At 65.7% G+C, this 14,663-nt stretch carries 14 protein-coding genes, 1 tRNA gene and 1 pseudogene; 7 read left to right on the forward strand and 9 right to left on the reverse strand.

Annotated elements, in window-relative coordinates:
• Positions 1 to 5: 5 nt before the first annotated feature.
• The 3 genes and pseudogenes from VIG90_RS09750 to VIG90_RS09760 all read left to right on the forward strand — a co-directional run.
• Positions 6 to 1,829, forward strand: a pseudogene (locus VIG90_RS09750) (DNA polymerase III subunit gamma/tau); the annotation flags it as partial.
• Positions 1,826 to 2,146, forward strand: a complete 321-nt coding sequence (locus tag VIG90_RS09755) for a YbaB/EbfC family nucleoid-associated protein (RefSeq protein WP_331593312.1) — start codon at positions 1,826 to 1,828, stop codon at positions 2,144 to 2,146. The pseudogene VIG90_RS09750 and the gene VIG90_RS09755, both read left to right, overlap by 4 nt.
• A 196-nt stretch (positions 2,147 to 2,342) precedes the next feature.
• Positions 2,343 to 3,164, forward strand: a complete 822-nt coding sequence (locus VIG90_RS09760; RefSeq protein WP_331593313.1) for a universal stress protein — start codon at positions 2,343 to 2,345, stop codon at positions 3,162 to 3,164.
• Between the two features lie 19 nt (positions 3,165 to 3,183).
• Here VIG90_RS09760 and VIG90_RS09765 read toward each other — a convergent pair whose 3' ends face one another.
• The 7 genes from VIG90_RS09765 to VIG90_RS09795 all read right to left on the reverse strand — a co-directional run bounded on the left by VIG90_RS09765 (position 3,184) and on the right by VIG90_RS09795 (position 9,384).
• Complete coding sequence (locus VIG90_RS09765; protein WP_331593314.1) at positions 3,184 to 4,458, reverse strand: MFS transporter; 1,275 nt, start codon at positions 4,456 to 4,458, stop codon at positions 3,184 to 3,186.
• A 194-nt stretch (positions 4,459 to 4,652) separates the two neighbouring features.
• Positions 4,653 to 4,729 (reverse strand) — tRNA-Arg (locus tag VIG90_RS09770).
• A 175-nt stretch (positions 4,730 to 4,904) separates the two neighbouring features.
• Positions 4,905 to 6,776, reverse strand: coding sequence for a hypothetical protein (locus VIG90_RS09775; RefSeq protein ID WP_331593315.1), 1,872 nt, complete (start codon positions 6,774 to 6,776; stop codon positions 4,905 to 4,907).
• Between the two features lie 115 nt (positions 6,777 to 6,891).
• A complete protein-coding gene (locus tag VIG90_RS09780; protein ID WP_331593316.1) occupies positions 6,892 to 7,383 on the reverse strand; it encodes a DUF1178 family protein in 492 nt (163 codons plus the stop codon).
• 6 nt (positions 7,384 to 7,389) lie between these two features.
• Positions 7,390 to 8,247 (reverse strand): carbon-nitrogen hydrolase family protein, encoded by an 858-nt coding sequence (locus tag VIG90_RS09785; protein ID WP_331593317.1) that lies wholly within the window; start codon positions 8,245 to 8,247, stop codon positions 7,390 to 7,392.
• A gap of 8 nt (positions 8,248 to 8,255) precedes the next feature.
• Positions 8,256 to 8,519 carry a glutaredoxin 3 gene (grxC, locus tag VIG90_RS09790; protein ID WP_331593318.1) on the reverse strand — a complete coding sequence of 88 codons (264 nt, stop codon included), beginning with the start codon at positions 8,517 to 8,519 and terminating at the stop codon, positions 8,256 to 8,258.
• Positions 8,506 to 9,384: a ComF family protein gene (locus VIG90_RS09795; RefSeq protein ID WP_331593319.1), complete on the reverse strand. Its 879-nt coding sequence runs from the start codon at positions 9,382 to 9,384 to the stop codon at positions 8,506 to 8,508. Before VIG90_RS09795 ends, grxC begins: the two co-directional genes overlap by 14 nt.
• 78 nt (positions 9,385 to 9,462) lie before the next feature.
• Here VIG90_RS09795 and VIG90_RS09800 point away from each other — a divergent pair, with 78 nt between their 5' ends.
• On the forward strand, positions 9,463 to 10,383 hold the full coding sequence (locus VIG90_RS09800; protein WP_331593320.1) for a methyltransferase domain-containing protein: 921 nt from the start codon (positions 9,463 to 9,465) through the stop codon (positions 10,381 to 10,383).
• Here the strand turns inward: VIG90_RS09800 and VIG90_RS09805 are convergent.
• Positions 10,380 to 10,850, reverse strand: coding sequence for a (deoxy)nucleoside triphosphate pyrophosphohydrolase (locus tag VIG90_RS09805; protein WP_331593321.1), 471 nt, complete (start codon positions 10,848 to 10,850; stop codon positions 10,380 to 10,382). The genes VIG90_RS09800 and VIG90_RS09805 overlap by 4 nt on opposite strands.
• A 223-nt stretch (positions 10,851 to 11,073) precedes the next feature.
• Here VIG90_RS09805 and VIG90_RS09810 point away from each other — a divergent pair, with 223 nt between their 5' ends.
• The 3 genes from VIG90_RS09810 (at position 11,074) to VIG90_RS09820 (ending at position 12,973) form a co-directional block, all read left to right on the forward strand.
• Positions 11,074 to 11,277: a Flp family type IVb pilin gene (locus VIG90_RS09810; protein ID WP_331593322.1), complete on the forward strand. Its 204-nt coding sequence runs from the start codon at positions 11,074 to 11,076 to the stop codon at positions 11,275 to 11,277.
• A gap of 280 nt (positions 11,278 to 11,557) precedes the next feature.
• On the forward strand, positions 11,558 to 11,740 hold the full coding sequence (locus VIG90_RS09815) for a Flp family type IVb pilin (protein ID WP_331593323.1): 183 nt from the start codon (positions 11,558 to 11,560) through the stop codon (positions 11,738 to 11,740).
• A gap of 87 nt (positions 11,741 to 11,827) precedes the next feature.
• A complete protein-coding gene (locus VIG90_RS09820) occupies positions 11,828 to 12,973 on the forward strand; it encodes a phosphatase PAP2 family protein (protein WP_331593324.1) in 1,146 nt (381 codons plus the stop codon).
• A 3-nt stretch (positions 12,974 to 12,976) separates the two neighbouring features.
• Here the strand turns inward: VIG90_RS09820 and VIG90_RS09825 are convergent, their stop codons facing one another.
• Positions 12,977 to 14,482 carry a M48 family metalloprotease gene (locus VIG90_RS09825; protein WP_331593326.1) on the reverse strand — a complete coding sequence of 502 codons (1,506 nt, stop codon included), beginning with the start codon at positions 14,480 to 14,482 and terminating at the stop codon, positions 12,977 to 12,979.
• Between the last annotated feature and the right edge of the window lie 181 nt (positions 14,483 to 14,663).

The raw sequence follows: 14,663 nt of genomic DNA on the forward strand, positions 1-14,663 counted from the left end.
AGACTGGCCAGGGAATGACTGACACAACCGCGCCCGAGGCATACCGCGTACTCGCGCGGAAATACCGCCCTTCCACATTCGAGGCTCTCATCGGCCAGGATGCCATGGTGCGGACGCTGGCGAACGCCATCGAGACCGGCCGCCTGGCCCACGCTTTCCTGCTCACGGGTGTTCGCGGTGTCGGCAAGACCTCCACCGCCCGTCTCATCGCCAAGGCGCTGAACTGCATCGGGCCGGATGGCACCGGCGGCCCCACCATTTCTCCTTGCGGCGTGTGCGAGCCCTGCCGGGCGATCAGCGAATCCCGCCACATCGACGTGGTGGAGATGGACGCGGCCTCCCGCACCGGCATTGACGACGTGCGCGAGATCATCGACGCGGTGCGCTACGCCGCCGTCTCCGCGCGCTACAAGGTTTATATCATCGACGAAGTTCACATGCTGTCGAAGGCGGCGTTCAACGCGCTGCTGAAGACGCTGGAAGAGCCACCGTCGCATGTGAAGTTCATCTTCGCCACCACCGAAATCCGCAAGGTGCCGGTCACGGTTCTGTCCCGCTGCCAGCGGTTCGACCTGAAGCGAATCCCGACTGAAACCCTTGCCGCCCACTTCCAGTCCATCGTGGAGAAGGAAGGGGCGAACGCGCAGGCCGAAGCGCTCACCATCATCGCCCGCGCCGCCGAAGGCTCGGTGCGCGATGGTCTCTCGATTCTCGATCAGGCCATTTCCCACGGCGGCGGCACGGTGACGGCCGAGGCGGTGCGCGACATGATCGGCCTGGCCGACCGCGCGCTCATCGCCGAACTGATGGGCCACATTCTGGAAGGCGCGCCCAAGCCTGCACTGGCCAACCTGCGCCGCCAGTATGAAGCAGGCGCTGACCCGGCCACCATCATGCAGGACCTCCTCGAGATGGTCCACGCCCTCACCCGCCTGAAGCTCGCGCCCGACGAGGGCACGGACGGGCTGGCGGAAGCCGAGCGCACCCGCGCGCTGGAATGGGTGAACATCCTCGGCTTCGGCGCGCTGCACCGTCTGTGGCAGCTGCTGCTCAAGGGCCTGCAGGAAGTGCAGAACGCCCCCTCGCCGATTCAGGCGGCGGAAATGGCCGTGCTGCGCCTCATCCATGCCGCAGGTATGCCGGACCCGCTGGACCTGCTGAAGAAGCTGGAGAACGGCGAATCCGTCTCCGCGGGCAGCGGTGCCCGCGCCCCGGCCGCCGGAAATGCCGCGCCCGTTGCAAGCATGAGCGCGCCGGAGACGGCCTCGCGCTCAAGCGCGCCTGTACCAGTTGCTGCTGCGCCCGTTGCCCCCGCTCCTGCTCCAAGCGCGGAGGTGGTGCCGCACCCGGCCGCCCTGAACGCCGCGCCCGCGCCGCTGGCAGACGCTCCGGCGACTTTCGAGGCGCTGGTAAAGATGTTCGGGGCCCGCCGCGAATTGCTGCTCGCCAAGGCGCTGCACGATGACGTGCATGTGGTGTCCTACGCCCCCGGCAAGGTGGAGCTGCGCCTGCGCGATCGCGCCCCGCGCGATCTGGCCCAGCGCATGATGCAGTGCCTTGAGGTGTGGACCGGCACGCGCTGGCTGGTCAGTCTCAGTCAGGCCGAAGGCGCGCTGACGCTGCAGGAGCAAGAAGTCGCCCGCGCCGAGGCCGTGCGTGCCGAAGTGCTGGCCGATCCGCTGGTTCGCGCCGCCCTGGAGACTTTCCCCGGCGCGGAACTGATCAACATCATCGAAAACGACGAAACCCAGTCCGGCGAGGATGCAGGTGAAGGCCACGAGCCCGCCGCATCCGCCGCGCCGAACAGCTTGAGGAGTGCCCAGGCATGAACATCCAGGAGATCATGAAGGCCGCGCAGAACATGCAAGCCAAGATGGCCGAAGCGCAGGCCAAGCTGGACACCATCGAGGTCGAAGGCCAGTCCGGCGCGGGTCTGGTGAAGGTGACCGCCACCGCCAAGGGCAAGGTCGTGCGCGTCTCCATCGACCCCTCGCTGATCGACCCGGCCGAGAAGGACGTGCTCGAGGATCTGGTGGCCGCCGCCATCAACGATTCACGCGCCAAGGCCGAAGTGAAGGCTCAGGAGGAAATGGGCAAGGTCACGCAGGGCCTGCCGCTGCCTCCCGGCATGAAGATGCCGTTCTGATCTAAAATCAGCATGAAGATGCCGTTCTGATTTCGGCATCAGACGAACACCCGAAAGCGCCCGAGGCCCAGCCTTGGGCGTTTTCTTTTGCGCGGGGCGATACAGGATCGCAGAAATTCCTGAATTCCGCCCGTTGGTTGCGTTGCCGGCAACCGGTGCCTATCCTGAAGGTTAACTGGAAAAGGGGTGCGCACGCATGACAGTTACCGGCACGTCCGTTCTCGTTGCAACCGATCTGAGCCCGCGGTGCGATCGCGCCGTGGACAGGGCTGCACAGCTCGCTGCCGAATGGGACGTCCGCCTGAAGGTCGTACACGTGCTGGACGAGGCCCCCAAAGGCGAGGTGTCCGCGCGGCTGACCGAGGATGCGGTGCGCGCCAGCCTGCCCGATCCTGACGCTGAGGCGGACATTCTGCTGCCAACCGGCTCTCCGCCCGCCACCATCGCCGCCACCGCGGAGGAGCAGGGCAGCGGCGTGATCGTGACCGGGGTCGCCCGCTTCAACGACATGCGGGATTATGTGCTGGGCACGGCGGTCGATTACATCATCCGCCACGCCTCGGTGCCGGTGCTGGTGGTGAAGCAGCGCCCGCGTGCGCCCTACCGCACCCTGCTGGTGGCGACTGACCTGTCGGACATGTCGCGCGCCGCGCTGGTCCATGCCGCCGCCCTCTTCCCCGATGCCGCGCTGCATCTGGTGCACGCGGCCCAGCTGCCCTTCGAGACCTGGCTCGATTCCGAGCAGGCCCGCATCGAGTTGCAGGCGGACGCCAAGCACAAGCTCGCCCGGTTCCTCGAGCACCCGAACGTGCCGCAGGAGGTGCGGGACCGGGTGCAGTTGCGCATCGGCTACGGCGAGGTGGCGACAGTGCTGGACGAAGCGCTGGCGGAAACCGGCGCAGACCTGCTGGTTATCGGCACAGAGGGCGCAAGCGGCCTGCGGCAGGCAACCCTCGGCAGCACCACGGCCTCCCTGCTCGCCTGGGTGCCGCAGGACACGCTGGTGGTACGGGACTGATCCGCATCCTCCCCCTGCTCTACACCTCGATGCCCGGCGGCGGGGTTTCCTCCGGTTCTGTCACCGGAACCGGATGGGCCCGCGGGCGCATATGGCTTGAGAGGGCGTAGAAGCCCATGGCCGTCATCAGCGCCCCACAGAGCAGATAGGGGACTGGCTGGCCCACCTGATAGAGCGCAACGCCAATGGCCGGGGCCACGATGAAGCAGGCGCCGTTGATCGCACCGATGGCCCCGGCGATACGCCCCTGCTCATCCAGCGGCACCGCCAGCGATGCGGCGGCGGTGAAACCGGGCCGGGCAAAGCCGAAGCCGAGGCAGGCCAGCGCGAAGCCCGTCACCAGCGTGCCGAAGGTGCCCGCCATCGCCACGATCACGCAGCCCGCCGCCGCCACCGCCGCGCCCCAGCGCATCAGCCCCGGCGGTCGCATCCGCAGCATGCGGATCAGCCCCCACTGGGCCAGCAGCGTGGCCGCCGCGCCCGCCATCATGGCAACGCCGATGTACTGCTGCGCCTCCTGCGGCGAGCGGCCGGACAGGTCGATGATGAAGAAGCCAAGAGATTGCGAGATGGCGGCCTGCGCGCTGCCTGTCAGGAAACCATAAAGCAGGAACGGGCGCACGCGCGGGTCCAGCATCACGCTGGGCTGCTTGTCCCTCGCTGCCTGCGTCGCCGCATCGTCCGCGACCGGCTGATCGGCGGGCAGGTAGCGATAGACGATGTACAGCATCACCCCCGTCAGCAGCACGAACACGAAGATCGGGCCTGACAGGCCAAGGAATGGCAGCACGAAGAACGGCGCGGCGGCCGGGCCGATGATGGTGCCGAGCCCAAACGCCGAACTCAGCGTCGCCAATGCCCCGGTGCGCTCCTCCCGCGAGGTCTGGGCGGCGACATAGGCCTGCGCGGCGGGCGATGAGGCGGAGCCCATCAGGCCGAACAGGCCGCGCGTCAGAATCAGGCAGACGATGGCGGTCAGCGGCGTCAGCCAGGCATGCAGGCCCGCCAGCACGACGAGGCCGAAGACCAGCCCGGAGACCATGAACCCGCCGATGCCGATCAGGATGATCTTCTTGCGGCCATGGCGGTCGGACTGGCGCGCCCAGAACGGAGAGGAAAACGACCACAGCAAGGCCGAGAGCGAGAAGACCAGCGCGATCAGCACGTCGCCAATGCCGAGCTGCCGCCCGATGGTGGGCAGAACCGAGGCCAGTGCGTTGTTGCCCGCCGAGATGACCGCCAGCACCATGAACAGGAGGAAGGCCGCCTGCCGGCGATCCGAAACGCGAGGCATTCCAGCTTCTCCCCTGTTCACTCTTACCCGGGCCGCTCGATGTCGACGGCCCCCGCCTCATGTGCGGACAGCCCCATCACCAACGCCGGGCCCGTGCCGCAGGTTGCCCGCAGCGGCCCGGCGCTTGGCGTCGGACCGACAGAACATGGCTCTGAAACTCTCGGAAGCGTTTGCTGACGGCTTTGCGGCCAGACTGGTGACCCCGGCAGGACTTGAACCTGCGACCTGCGGTTTAGGAAACCGTCGCTCTATCCAGCTGAGCTACGGGGCCGTGCGCCAGTCCATCAGCAACGCCGGCGATTTTGCATGAAACGGCCGGGGGTGCAAGGCGAAGAAGCAGGCAAGGCTCACATCTTGTCAGGCAACGCCCTGAACAGCGCGGCAACGCCGGACGGGCTGTCCCGTCCAGCGTTGCTCAGGCAATCGCACCTGTCCTGGTCCCGCCTCTAGTAGGCGAAGCCCTGCTTGGCGAAGAACTGCGCTCCCACCGGGAAGGCAGCCCGCTTGTTCGTCCGTGTGTCGATGGTGGTTGCCATCAGTGCGTTCAGCCGCTCGGCCGGATCGAACCGCATGGGCAGTCCCATGGCGCGGGCCGGCTTCAGGAGGTTGAGCAAACCTTGCACGATATGCCAGTCACGGTGCAGCGCGCCGCTGTAGTTGATCTTCGGATTGGTGCGGCTCAGCGGAGAAAGGCCCGCCGCCTGCCGCTGCGCCGTCACCCACTGGTGGTAGCCGTCCAGCGTATTGTACGGCATCGCCGTGCCCTGCTGCGGCCCGACAATGGTGTTGATGCCCGGCACGATGCCGATGTAGCCCGTCAGGTAATCGCCCCACAGCATGACGCGGTTGAACAGGTTCTGCATCTTCCACATCATGAATGCCGGCGGGATGGCGCGGCCGGACAGGAACATCCAGAGCAGCACCTCGTGGCCATAATCGTTCATGAAGGAGGAATAGCCCACGTACTTGCTCTCGGTCGTCAGCGGCTGGGCGTAGCCCCAGAACCGCTGGAGCTGATCCGCATAGGTCTGCTTGTTGTAGGTGCCGGTCACGTAGTTGATGGTCTGGTCGATGCCCTGGCTGAAATATGTGCGCGGCAGGAACGGCTGGGGCACGCCCGTTGCCGGGGTCAGAACCTCGGCCCACCAGAGATTGCGCAGGCCCCACCAGAGGCCACGCTCCTCCTCGATCATCACACCCTTGTAGTTGGCTGGCCGGTTGCGTCCCGTGCCGTAGCCGATGCCCGCAATCGCATTCATCTGGGCCATGAGCAGATAATAGGGATCGTCCGTCAGCAGGTAGGGCAGGAAATGGTGGTTCTGCGGGTGGGCGATATCCCACGACGCCGAGCCCTCACCGTACTTGTAATTGTTTGTGCCCGCCTGCGGAATGTAGCGCGCAGGTTCGGCCGCCTTGGAGTTGCGGTGCCAGCTGCACTTGCCCAGCTGGCCGGATTCGGTCGGGTCGAGAATTTTGCCCGATTCCACATGGAAGAAGAAGTAGCCCGGATACTGGCCGATCAGCTCCTGAATGAGCCGCAGCGAGGGTTCGGCCTGCTGGGCAAAGGCCATGTTGCCCCGTAGAACTTCCTCGATGACACGCGCATGGCGCTCGTGAATGAGGCCGATGGTGTCACGCTCGCCGCCCGTGGCGGAGCCGCGCATGAAGTCGCTCACCAACGTGCCGCCCACCCTGCCATTGATGTCCGTAAAGGGCACGCCCGGCGGCAGGCTCGGCAATGCAGCCTGCGTCATGTTTTTGGCCAGCGGCAGGCCGCCGGAGGAGTGGCGCAGCAGAACGTTGCGCTGCACCAGAGCGGGAATACGCTCGAACTGCCATTTGCGCGGCGCCGACTGCCAGCGCCACAGCGTGGAGCGCACGGCGCGCAGCACGATACTCGGCCCCTGACCCCACAGGTTCTGCGGCTGTCCGTTCACGGAAATGGTGGTGGTGAGCGGCACCACCACGTTGTTGGCAGCGGTGCTGAAGGCCAGATAGAACCACACATCCATCCGGCCGTCCGTATCCTGCCCGAAGCTGATCCAGATCTTCTCCGGCCCCAGCTGGCGGGTCACTTCCCACCGGACCTGCCCATTGAACGGCGCAGGCCATGGCTTGCCCTCGCTGGCGGCGACCTTGATCGCCTGCCCCGCCTGATTGGTGAGGGTCACCACGATATTCGGGGCAGCCGCGCCCTGGGCCCGGACAGTTGCGGGAACAAGGGACATCGCCCCGATCGCGGCCGTTCCTACCAGGAATTTCCGCCGTGATACGCCCGACAGTTCGCCTGACAGTATGCCTGACAGTTCGTTCGCCATTTTCCGCTTCTCCCGACTGGCTGACAATGCCGGTCACACGCCACCGGTTGACGGCCCGACACACATGAAGCGCCAACCGTCCCGAAGCGTGTTCAGCCACGCGAAAAACGATTGGCTAGGTATTCAGACGCTTGCGCCGGCTGGGGAATGGAAGAGGCAGGACATCAATGCCTTCCTCTTTCAGTTCCTTCACTTCCTCAAGGTTAACTTCGCCGTAGATCGGACGTTCCTCAATTTCACCAAAATGGATCTTTCTGGCTTCCTCGGCAAAGTTTTCACCCACGTATTCGCAGCTGTCTTCAACCTGACGCTGCACTTCCGCCAGCTTGGCAAGCACCTCCTTGATCTGCTCGGGCGAGTGCTCGCTCGCAGCCCCGACCGGGCGGTCCGCCGGCTGATCCGGCCGCGAACGGCCCGCCGGCATGTCCGGCTTCTGGTTGGATTTCACCGCGACGTTGGGCGCCATCAGCGCCTTCTCAACTGCGCCGTCCCCGCAGTAGGGACACTCCAGCAAGCCTTTCTTTTTCTGCTGATCATAGTCGGACGAAGAACCGAACCAGGCTTCAAAGACGTGGCTTCTGCTGCACTTGAGATCATAAACGATCATGAGCCCTCACACCTCGACCAACGTGTAGGCGCGATCGTGCTGCAAAGCCGGAATTCTTGCCCGCGCAGTGTCGACAAGGGAAAGGTCAACCTCCACGAGGAGCCCGCCGCGCTCCTCGCCGCCATCCGCCAGAACGTCGCCCCAGGGCGCAATGACGACTGAATGTCCAAACGTCGTGCGCCCGTCTTTGTGCCGACCGGTCTGGGCCGGTGCGACAATAAAGCAGCCTGTTTCGATAGCCCGTGCCCGCAGCAAGGTATGCCAGTGCGCCTCGCCCGTCACCTTGGTGAATGCGGCCGGAACCGCGATCATCCGGGCCCCGGCCTGCGCCAGCGTGCGGAACAGGTGCGGGAAGCGGACATCATAGCAGATGGCCAGGCCCAGCCTGCCCCACGGCGTATCCGCCACCACCGCGTCTTTGCCCGGTCGATAGCTGTTCGATTCCCGGTAACGCTCGCCCGAAGGCAGGTCCACGTCGAACAGGTGAATCTTGTCATACCGTGCCCGCACCGTGCCATCCGGCCCGACGAGGAACGAGCGGTTGGCCAGCAAACTATCCGGCGCGTCATCCACGACCACGGCCTGGGAGCCGAGCAGGATCCACAGCCCCAGCTCGCTGGCCAGGCGCCGCGCCAGTGCCACCGTCTCGTCCGCCTCTTCCGTCCGGGCGTGAGACCGCAGCCGCTCCTTGTTGCCGTCCAGCAGTCCGGTCATTTCCGGCGTCATGACAAACTGCGCGCCGCGCCTGGCGAGGTCTCGCACCCCGGCGTCCAGCGCCGCCCGGTTTTCGTCCGGGTCGATGCTGGAGGTCATTTGCAGAAGGCCGAGGGTGAGGGAGTCAGGGTTCGGAGACTGTGTGAGCATGGTGTGCGTCAGGCTCCGGCTTGCAGCAGGGCGTCGAGCTTGCCGTCGTCCTCCAGCTCGTGGAGGTCGTCACAGCCGCCCACATGCTGGCCGTTGATGAAGATCTGGGGCACGGTGGTGCGTCCGCCGGCACGCTGGGACATGACCGCCCGGCCGTCCCGGTCAGCCGTGACGTCGAACTCGGTGAAGTCCACGTTCTTCTGGCGCAGCAGCGCCTTTGCCCGATGGCAGTAGGGGCAATAATCCGCTGTATAGATTTCAACGCTTGCCACGGGTCACTCCTCCCAAAACGGTAACTGGGTCAATATGGATAGCGGCGGGCTCCGCCGCAAGTCCGCGACCCTGCGCGCTACCAGAGCTGGCATCTAGAGCCGCCGCGGCCACCCGCGCAAGGGTCAGAACCCGCACCTCCGCCGCTCCCGCCCGCAGCAGCGCCTGAGCGCAGCGCTGCGCCGTGGAGCCGGTGGTCAGCACATCGTCAATTAAAACTACCGCCCGGCCTCGTATTCGTTCCCGCTGCCGTTCAGTCACCCGGAAGGCGCCGCGCAGGTTGCGCAGACGCTCTGCCCGGCTCAGCCCTTGCTGCGTGCGGGTTCTGCGCACCCGCTCCAGCGCATCTGGCAGCCACTCCCGCCCGGTCTGCCTTGCCAGCTCCCGCGCCAGCAGGGCCGCCTGATTGTAGCCGCGCCGCCACAGCCGCCAGCGATGCAGCGGGACCGGCACCAGCACCGCGCCGCGCTCTGCATCGGGAGAGGCGAGCATATCCGCCGCCGCCCGCGTCATGTGCCGGGCCAGCATGGCGGCCAGCTCAGTGCGATCCCGGTGCTTGAAAGCCAGAACGGCGCGGCGGATCGCCCCGCCATACACAAACGCCGCCCGCGCCCGGGTGAACGGCGGCGGGTCCACCATGCAGCGCCCGCAGCGCCAGCCGTCGAACGCAACACCTGCTCCGGCGGGCTCGCCGCAGCAGGCGCAACCCTCCCCGGCCTCCAGAAAGCGCAGGCTCCCCCAGCACGGCGCGCAGAAGGTGCCCTGCATGTCGACCGTGCCCCCACAGCCCGGACAGCGCGGCGGCAGCACCAGATCGACGAACCAGCGAGCAGCGTTGCGGAAGGTTGAAAAAGCGGTGCGGAACATGGTCCCCGAGGCGGTGCGGTGCGACCCGGCAGTTTAACCCTCTTGGCCGAGCGGCGTCTGCACGCCATATGGTCGAACATGACCAGGAACGCCCAGACCCTTCCGACCAATATCGAGATGTTCGACCGCCGTCAGGTCCGCCGTCAGCGCCAGCGCGCGGCTGGCAACGGCAGCTTCGTCGATTTCATCAAGAACCTGATGGTCGAGGACATCGCCGACCGGCTGCTGATGATCAACCGGCCGTTCAAACGCATCCTTGACCTCGGCAGCCATGACGGACGGCTGGGCAAGCTGCTGGCCGCCCGGTATCCGGAGGCGACGGTGGTCTATGCGGATCCGGCGGAGGGCTGGCTCGCCGGCACGCAGACCGGCGTCGCCTGCGACCCGGACTTCCTGCCCTTTGCGGACGAATCGTTCGATCTCGTCGTCTCTGCGGGCCTGCTGCACTGGACCAACGACCTGCCCGGCGCGCTCATCCAGATCAACCGGGCGATGACGCCTGACGGCCTGTTCATGGCCGCCTTCCCGGGCGGGGACACGCTGTTCGAACTCCGCCGCGCCCTGTTCGAGGCCGAGGAGGAGGTGACCGGCGGCGTTGCGCCGCGCGTCGCGCCCATGGTCGAGGTGCGGGACGCAGGCGGTCTGCTCCAGCGGGCGGGCTTTGCCATGCCGGTGTCGGACAGCGATCACTTCACCGTCGCCTATGAAAATCCGCTGAAGCTGCTGGCGGAGCTGCGCGCCATGGGCGAGACCAATGCGCAGGCTAGTCGGCCCCGCTCCTTCCTGCGCCGCGCCGTGCTGATGCGCGCCGCCTCCCTCTATGCCGAGCGATTCGCGCGGGAGGACGGCAAGGTTCTGGCAACGGTCGAGCTGATCTCGCTCAGCGGCTGGGCCCCGGCTCCCGGCCAGCCCAAGCCGCTGCGCCCCGGCTCCGCCAAGGCCCGCCTTGCGGATGCACTGGGCGTCAGGGAACAGCCGACGGGCGACAAGGCGGGTTAGAGCAGGCTCGCCAGCATGCCCACGAGCGGAATGTCGGCCGGGGGCATGGGCAGGCTGTACAGCTCGCTGATCCGCACCCAGCGCACCGCCTGCCCCTCCTGCGGGCGCACCGTGCCTTGCCATTTGCGGCAGGCGTAGAGCAGCATCAGGAGGTGAAAGTCCTCATACGGATGGCTGGCAAAGGTCAGCGGCGCCAGGCAAGAGGCGGTGGTGTCGATGCCCAGCTCTTCCTGCAACTCGCGCACGAGGGCGGCCTCGGGCTTCTCGCCCGCATCCACCTTACCGCCCGGAAACTCCCAAAGGCCCGCCATCGACTTGCCTTCGGGCCGCTGGGCGACCAGCACCCGGCCGTCCGTGTCGATCAGGGCCGCGGCAACAACCGTGACCAGTTTCTTGGTTGGGTCCGTCAGGCCCGGAGGCGCAGGACATTCATCGAAGGACTCGACGGGCATTTGGGTGCTGAGCATAGGGAAAAGGCCATGTTAATTCCGGAGTGCGCCGTTAGGTTCCACATGCGAGCCGCCCTGTCGATATGCTAACGGTGGGATGCGGCGTTTCAACACTGTACGAAGCCGGGCCGCGTCAGATCGCAGCTTATCCCTTCCGAACAGTTTAGAATGTTCCCTCAGCTTTTCTTAACACCTCTGCTGGCAGGGTAAGCCCGCACGGATCTCCGGGACGGAACGCGTCATGCCGAACATTCTTAGCCTTCTGCCAAGCCGCATCCTGTCCCGCCATGGTCTGTCGCGTCTCGGGCGCGACCAGTCCGGTGCCACAATGATCGAATACTGCATCATCATTGCCTGCATCGCGATCGTCGTGGTGGTGGGCTACTCGCAGATCGGCCAGTTCCCCACCAGGCCCCTGGAGACGGTTGCCAGCTTCATCGGCTGAGCCCTGTTCGGGCCGGCCCTCGGCCCAGATCCTGCACGTCTGAAATCCAGCAAAGTTAAGAAAAGGTTTGTCTCTCAGCGGGGCAGGCCCCGATAGCTTTTTGTTAGTACATTTCTTCAGTTGCCCGCTGTTGCGTCAAAACAATCATGCTTAACGGATCAAGTAATAATCCCCATTAACAACTTTGAAACTCCTGCCGGGATACAAGTCCACCGTTGGCCTCGGGAAAAGGCTTAATCAAGGATCCGCCACAGCAGTGGCGGCCGGAAGGAGACACACCATGTCGTTCATTCGCACCGCTCTGCGCAAGTTTGCTCGCGACGAAAAGGGCGCAACCGCCATCGAATACGGCCTGATCGCCGCTCTCATCGCCGTCGTCTGCATCGGCGGCTTCCAGATGATCGGCAGCAACCTCGCCAAGACGCTGAGCACTGTTGCGACCAACCTCGAGCCGAAGTCCTAATCATTACTCAAGATTGGCCGTCAGGCTGATCCACGACGGCGGCCGTTTCGGCCGCCGTTTTTCGTTCAGGCAGAAGGAAACAGCCCCATGCGCTCCCTGCTGCAAGAGTTGCGCGTCTCGGCCGCATTGCTGCTGACGGTTCTGCTCTATGGCGCCGTCGCATGGGGGCTGCTGACCCCGCTTGGCCGCAGCGTGGACCTTTTTACACCCAGTTATGGCACGCTCACTCTGATCTCATGGGGCGCTGCGGGGGCACTGACCATCATCGCTTATATGATCCATCTGACGCTGATCATGCGGCCAGCCCGGCCGCTGATGGTGCTGGCGAAGGACATCCGTACCAACATCCTGCCTGTCGACCAGCTCCTGATGCGCCTGACGCCGGTTCTGGTGCTCGTGGTTCTTCTCAACAGTTTCACCGCCATCAAGGCGGCGATCCCCGCCTACCATCCTTTCGCCTATGACACGCTGTTTGCCGACATTGACCGCATGATCTTCGGCACGGACCCGTGGCGACTGACCCACGCCGTCTTCGGCTCGCCGGTCGCCACCTGGCTGATCCAGTTCAGCTACAACGTCTGGTTCGTAGTGATGTGGATGAGCGTGATCTACGCCGCCCTCAAGACCGATTTCCGGGCGTGGCGTGCGCAGTATCTTCTGGCCTTCTGCCTCGTCTGGATCCTGGGCGGCTCGGTCGCGGCCATTCTCATGTCCTCGGCAGGGCCATGCTACTACGGCCATCTGGTCAGCGGCCCCGATCCCTTCGCGCCGTTGATGGACCGGCTTGCGCAGTTGGACATCATCATCCGCGAGCAGGAGATCGGCTGGGGCGTCAGCGCCCTCGAGATGCAGGCAAAGCTGTGGGAAATCTATCAGAAGGGCGGCGCATCAACCGGTGCGGGCATCTCCGCCATGCCCTCGCTGCACGTCGCAACGTCCGTCCTCATGGCCCGCGCCGCCTTTGCCCTGAACCGCAAGGCAGGTCTGCTGCTCAGCCTGTTCGCGCTGGTGATCTGGATCGGCTCGGTGCATCTGGGCTGGCACTACGCCGTTGACGGCATGGTCTCTCTGCCGCTGGCGCTGATGGTCTGGTCGCTGGCCGGACGCATCGTGCGGATGCTCAACGTCGTTGATTTCCCAGCCCAGGGCACCCGCACGATTGAAATTCTCGGCAAGCGCAAGGGCGCAGCTCCTGATGCACCGGAGGGCACAGTCGCGCCCTCCGCCGCCTGAGCCCTACGAGCCGTAAACGATCAGCTTCACCTTCTGACCCGGCCGCACCTCTTTGGGGTTGGTGAAGCCATTCAGCACGAGGAAGCGGTCCAGCCGGTTGTCGTCATAGGCCATGCGGTCAGCCAGCTGCTGGGCGGTCTGCCCCTGCGCCACCGTCACCACCTTGATGCGCCGCTCCTTGTACTTGGCGGCTTCAGCATCGCTCAGCTTGCGGAACGACTGCAGCATGGACTGGAGCGAGCGCACCGCCTGCGCGGCGGTCTGCGCGCCTGTCTGGCTGCTGGCGTAGGCCGGGCTCACCATCACGAAGTGATAGGCCTGCGAAGGCGACCACTGGTAGGCGACGATGCTAACGTCCAGCACGCCGCTGTTGGTGCTCAGGCGCGTGGAGGTGGTGGCCGTCTGCATGCCGTTGATCTCGCCGGGCTGGGAGCGCGCGATATTGCCGGCCTGCCCCTCGGTCATCGCCTGCCACACCTGCTGGATATAACTGTCCAGCCCCTGCCCGCTGGTCAGCGGGCCGCCTGCGAACAGCACCTGCGTCTGACCCGGACCCAACGCCGTCACGGCGCGGCTGGTGTTCTGGAGGGTGAAGCCCTCCGGCACGGTGAAGAACAGCTTCAACTGCGGGTGGGCGAAGCTGCGGCCGCGCACGAAGCCCTGCTCGGCGCTGTCATCCACCACCAGTCCGTCGATCGCCGCCAGGAACGCGTCCCGGTTGCGCGGCTGCTTGCCCGCCGGCACGCCGGTCTGCTGGGCCAGCGACTGGGCGCGGCTCACGCGCTCGCCAGTCAGCGGGTGGGTGCGGGCCCAGCTCGGCGTCGTCTCAGCCGCCTCGCGCCCCTGAACCTTCGCCTCGAGCGCGTCCTGCCGGCCGAGCGTTGCGAGCATGTCGGAGGCGGCGAACGGATCATAGCCCGCCCGGTTGATGTAGCGGATGCCGAGGGTGTCGGCCTTGTATTCCTGATCGCGGGAGTAGGACAGCGTATAGACCTGCGCCGCCTGCCCCGCCAGCTGCGCCAGCTGGCCCGAGCCGGTCAGCACCGCCACCAGCAGGCTGCCGATGCCGCCCAGCATCTGCGTGTTGTAGCGCTTGGCGGTGTGGCGGTCGGTCACGTGGCCGATCTCGTGCCCAAGCACCGAGGCCAGCTCCGCCTCGTCGTTCATCAGCGCCAGCAGCTGGCGCGAGATGTAGACATAGCCGCCCGGCAGCGCGAAGGCGTTGACGACGCTGGAATCCAGCAGGGTGAAGGTGAAGGGCTGGTTCGGCGTCTCGGAGTTCTGGAGTACGCGCCCGCCGACCATGGCCACGTAGCTGGCCACCTTGTCGTCCTTGTAGGCCCCGCCATACTCAGCCAGCAGCTTCGGATGCTCCGATTCGCCGATCGAGCGCTCCTGAGACGTGGACATGAACGGCGTGAACGCGGTGCTGCCTGCCGGTGTCGTGGTACAGCTTCCAAGCAACACCGACACGGCAACCGCTGCCAGCAGTCCTGTCTTGCGCGCCATCACACTTTTCCCCTTCTGCCAGCCTGCTCTCATGTTGCCACCCATGCCTGCGGCCCTGCCGGGCCGTGCGGCGTCCGTTATCCGCTCCGGCCTGCATCAGCGGCCAGCCATCGGATTATGCAAGGATTATAACGAATGAAAAGCCTTGCGGCCCCCGCCTTCTGCCATGGTCCGGAACGCA

This window comes from Pedomonas sp. (assembly GCF_036515995.1).
Lineage (GTDB): Bacteria > Pseudomonadota > Alphaproteobacteria > Sphingomonadales > Sphingomonadaceae > Pedomonas.

What these genes read in the sequence shown, in the direction of transcription:
- VIG90_RS09755 (WP_331593312.1), top strand. Translation starts at nt 1,826, where the DNA reads ATGAACATCCAGGAGATCATGAAGGCCGCGCAGAACATGCAAGCCAAG.
- VIG90_RS09760 (WP_331593313.1), top strand. Translation starts at nt 2,343, where the DNA reads ATGACAGTTACCGGCACGTCCGTTCTCGTTGCAACCGATCTGAGCCCG.
- VIG90_RS09765 (WP_331593314.1), bottom strand. Translation starts at nt 4,458, where the DNA reads ATGCCTCGCGTTTCGGATCGCCGGCAGGCGGCCTTCCTCCTGTTCATG.
- VIG90_RS09775 (WP_331593315.1), bottom strand. Translation starts at nt 6,776, where the DNA reads ATGGCGAACGAACTGTCAGGCATACTGTCAGGCGAACTGTCGGGCGTA.
- VIG90_RS09780 (WP_331593316.1), bottom strand. Translation starts at nt 7,383, where the DNA reads ATGATCGTTTATGATCTCAAGTGCAGCAGAAGCCACGTCTTTGAAGCC.
- VIG90_RS09785 (WP_331593317.1), bottom strand. Translation starts at nt 8,247, where the DNA reads ATGCTCACACAGTCTCCGAACCCTGACTCCCTCACCCTCGGCCTTCTG.
- VIG90_RS09795 (WP_331593319.1), bottom strand. Translation starts at nt 9,384, where the DNA reads ATGTTCCGCACCGCTTTTTCAACCTTCCGCAACGCTGCTCGCTGGTTC.
- VIG90_RS09800 (WP_331593320.1), top strand. Translation starts at nt 9,463, where the DNA reads ATGACCAGGAACGCCCAGACCCTTCCGACCAATATCGAGATGTTCGAC.
- VIG90_RS09805 (WP_331593321.1), bottom strand. Translation starts at nt 10,850, where the DNA reads ATGCTCAGCACCCAAATGCCCGTCGAGTCCTTCGATGAATGTCCTGCG.
- VIG90_RS09810 (WP_331593322.1), top strand. Translation starts at nt 11,074, where the DNA reads ATGCCGAACATTCTTAGCCTTCTGCCAAGCCGCATCCTGTCCCGCCAT.
- VIG90_RS09815 (WP_331593323.1), top strand. Translation starts at nt 11,558, where the DNA reads ATGTCGTTCATTCGCACCGCTCTGCGCAAGTTTGCTCGCGACGAAAAG.
- VIG90_RS09820 (WP_331593324.1), top strand. Translation starts at nt 11,828, where the DNA reads ATGCGCTCCCTGCTGCAAGAGTTGCGCGTCTCGGCCGCATTGCTGCTG.
- VIG90_RS09825 (WP_331593326.1), bottom strand. Translation starts at nt 14,482, where the DNA reads ATGGCGCGCAAGACAGGACTGCTGGCAGCGGTTGCCGTGTCGGTGTTG.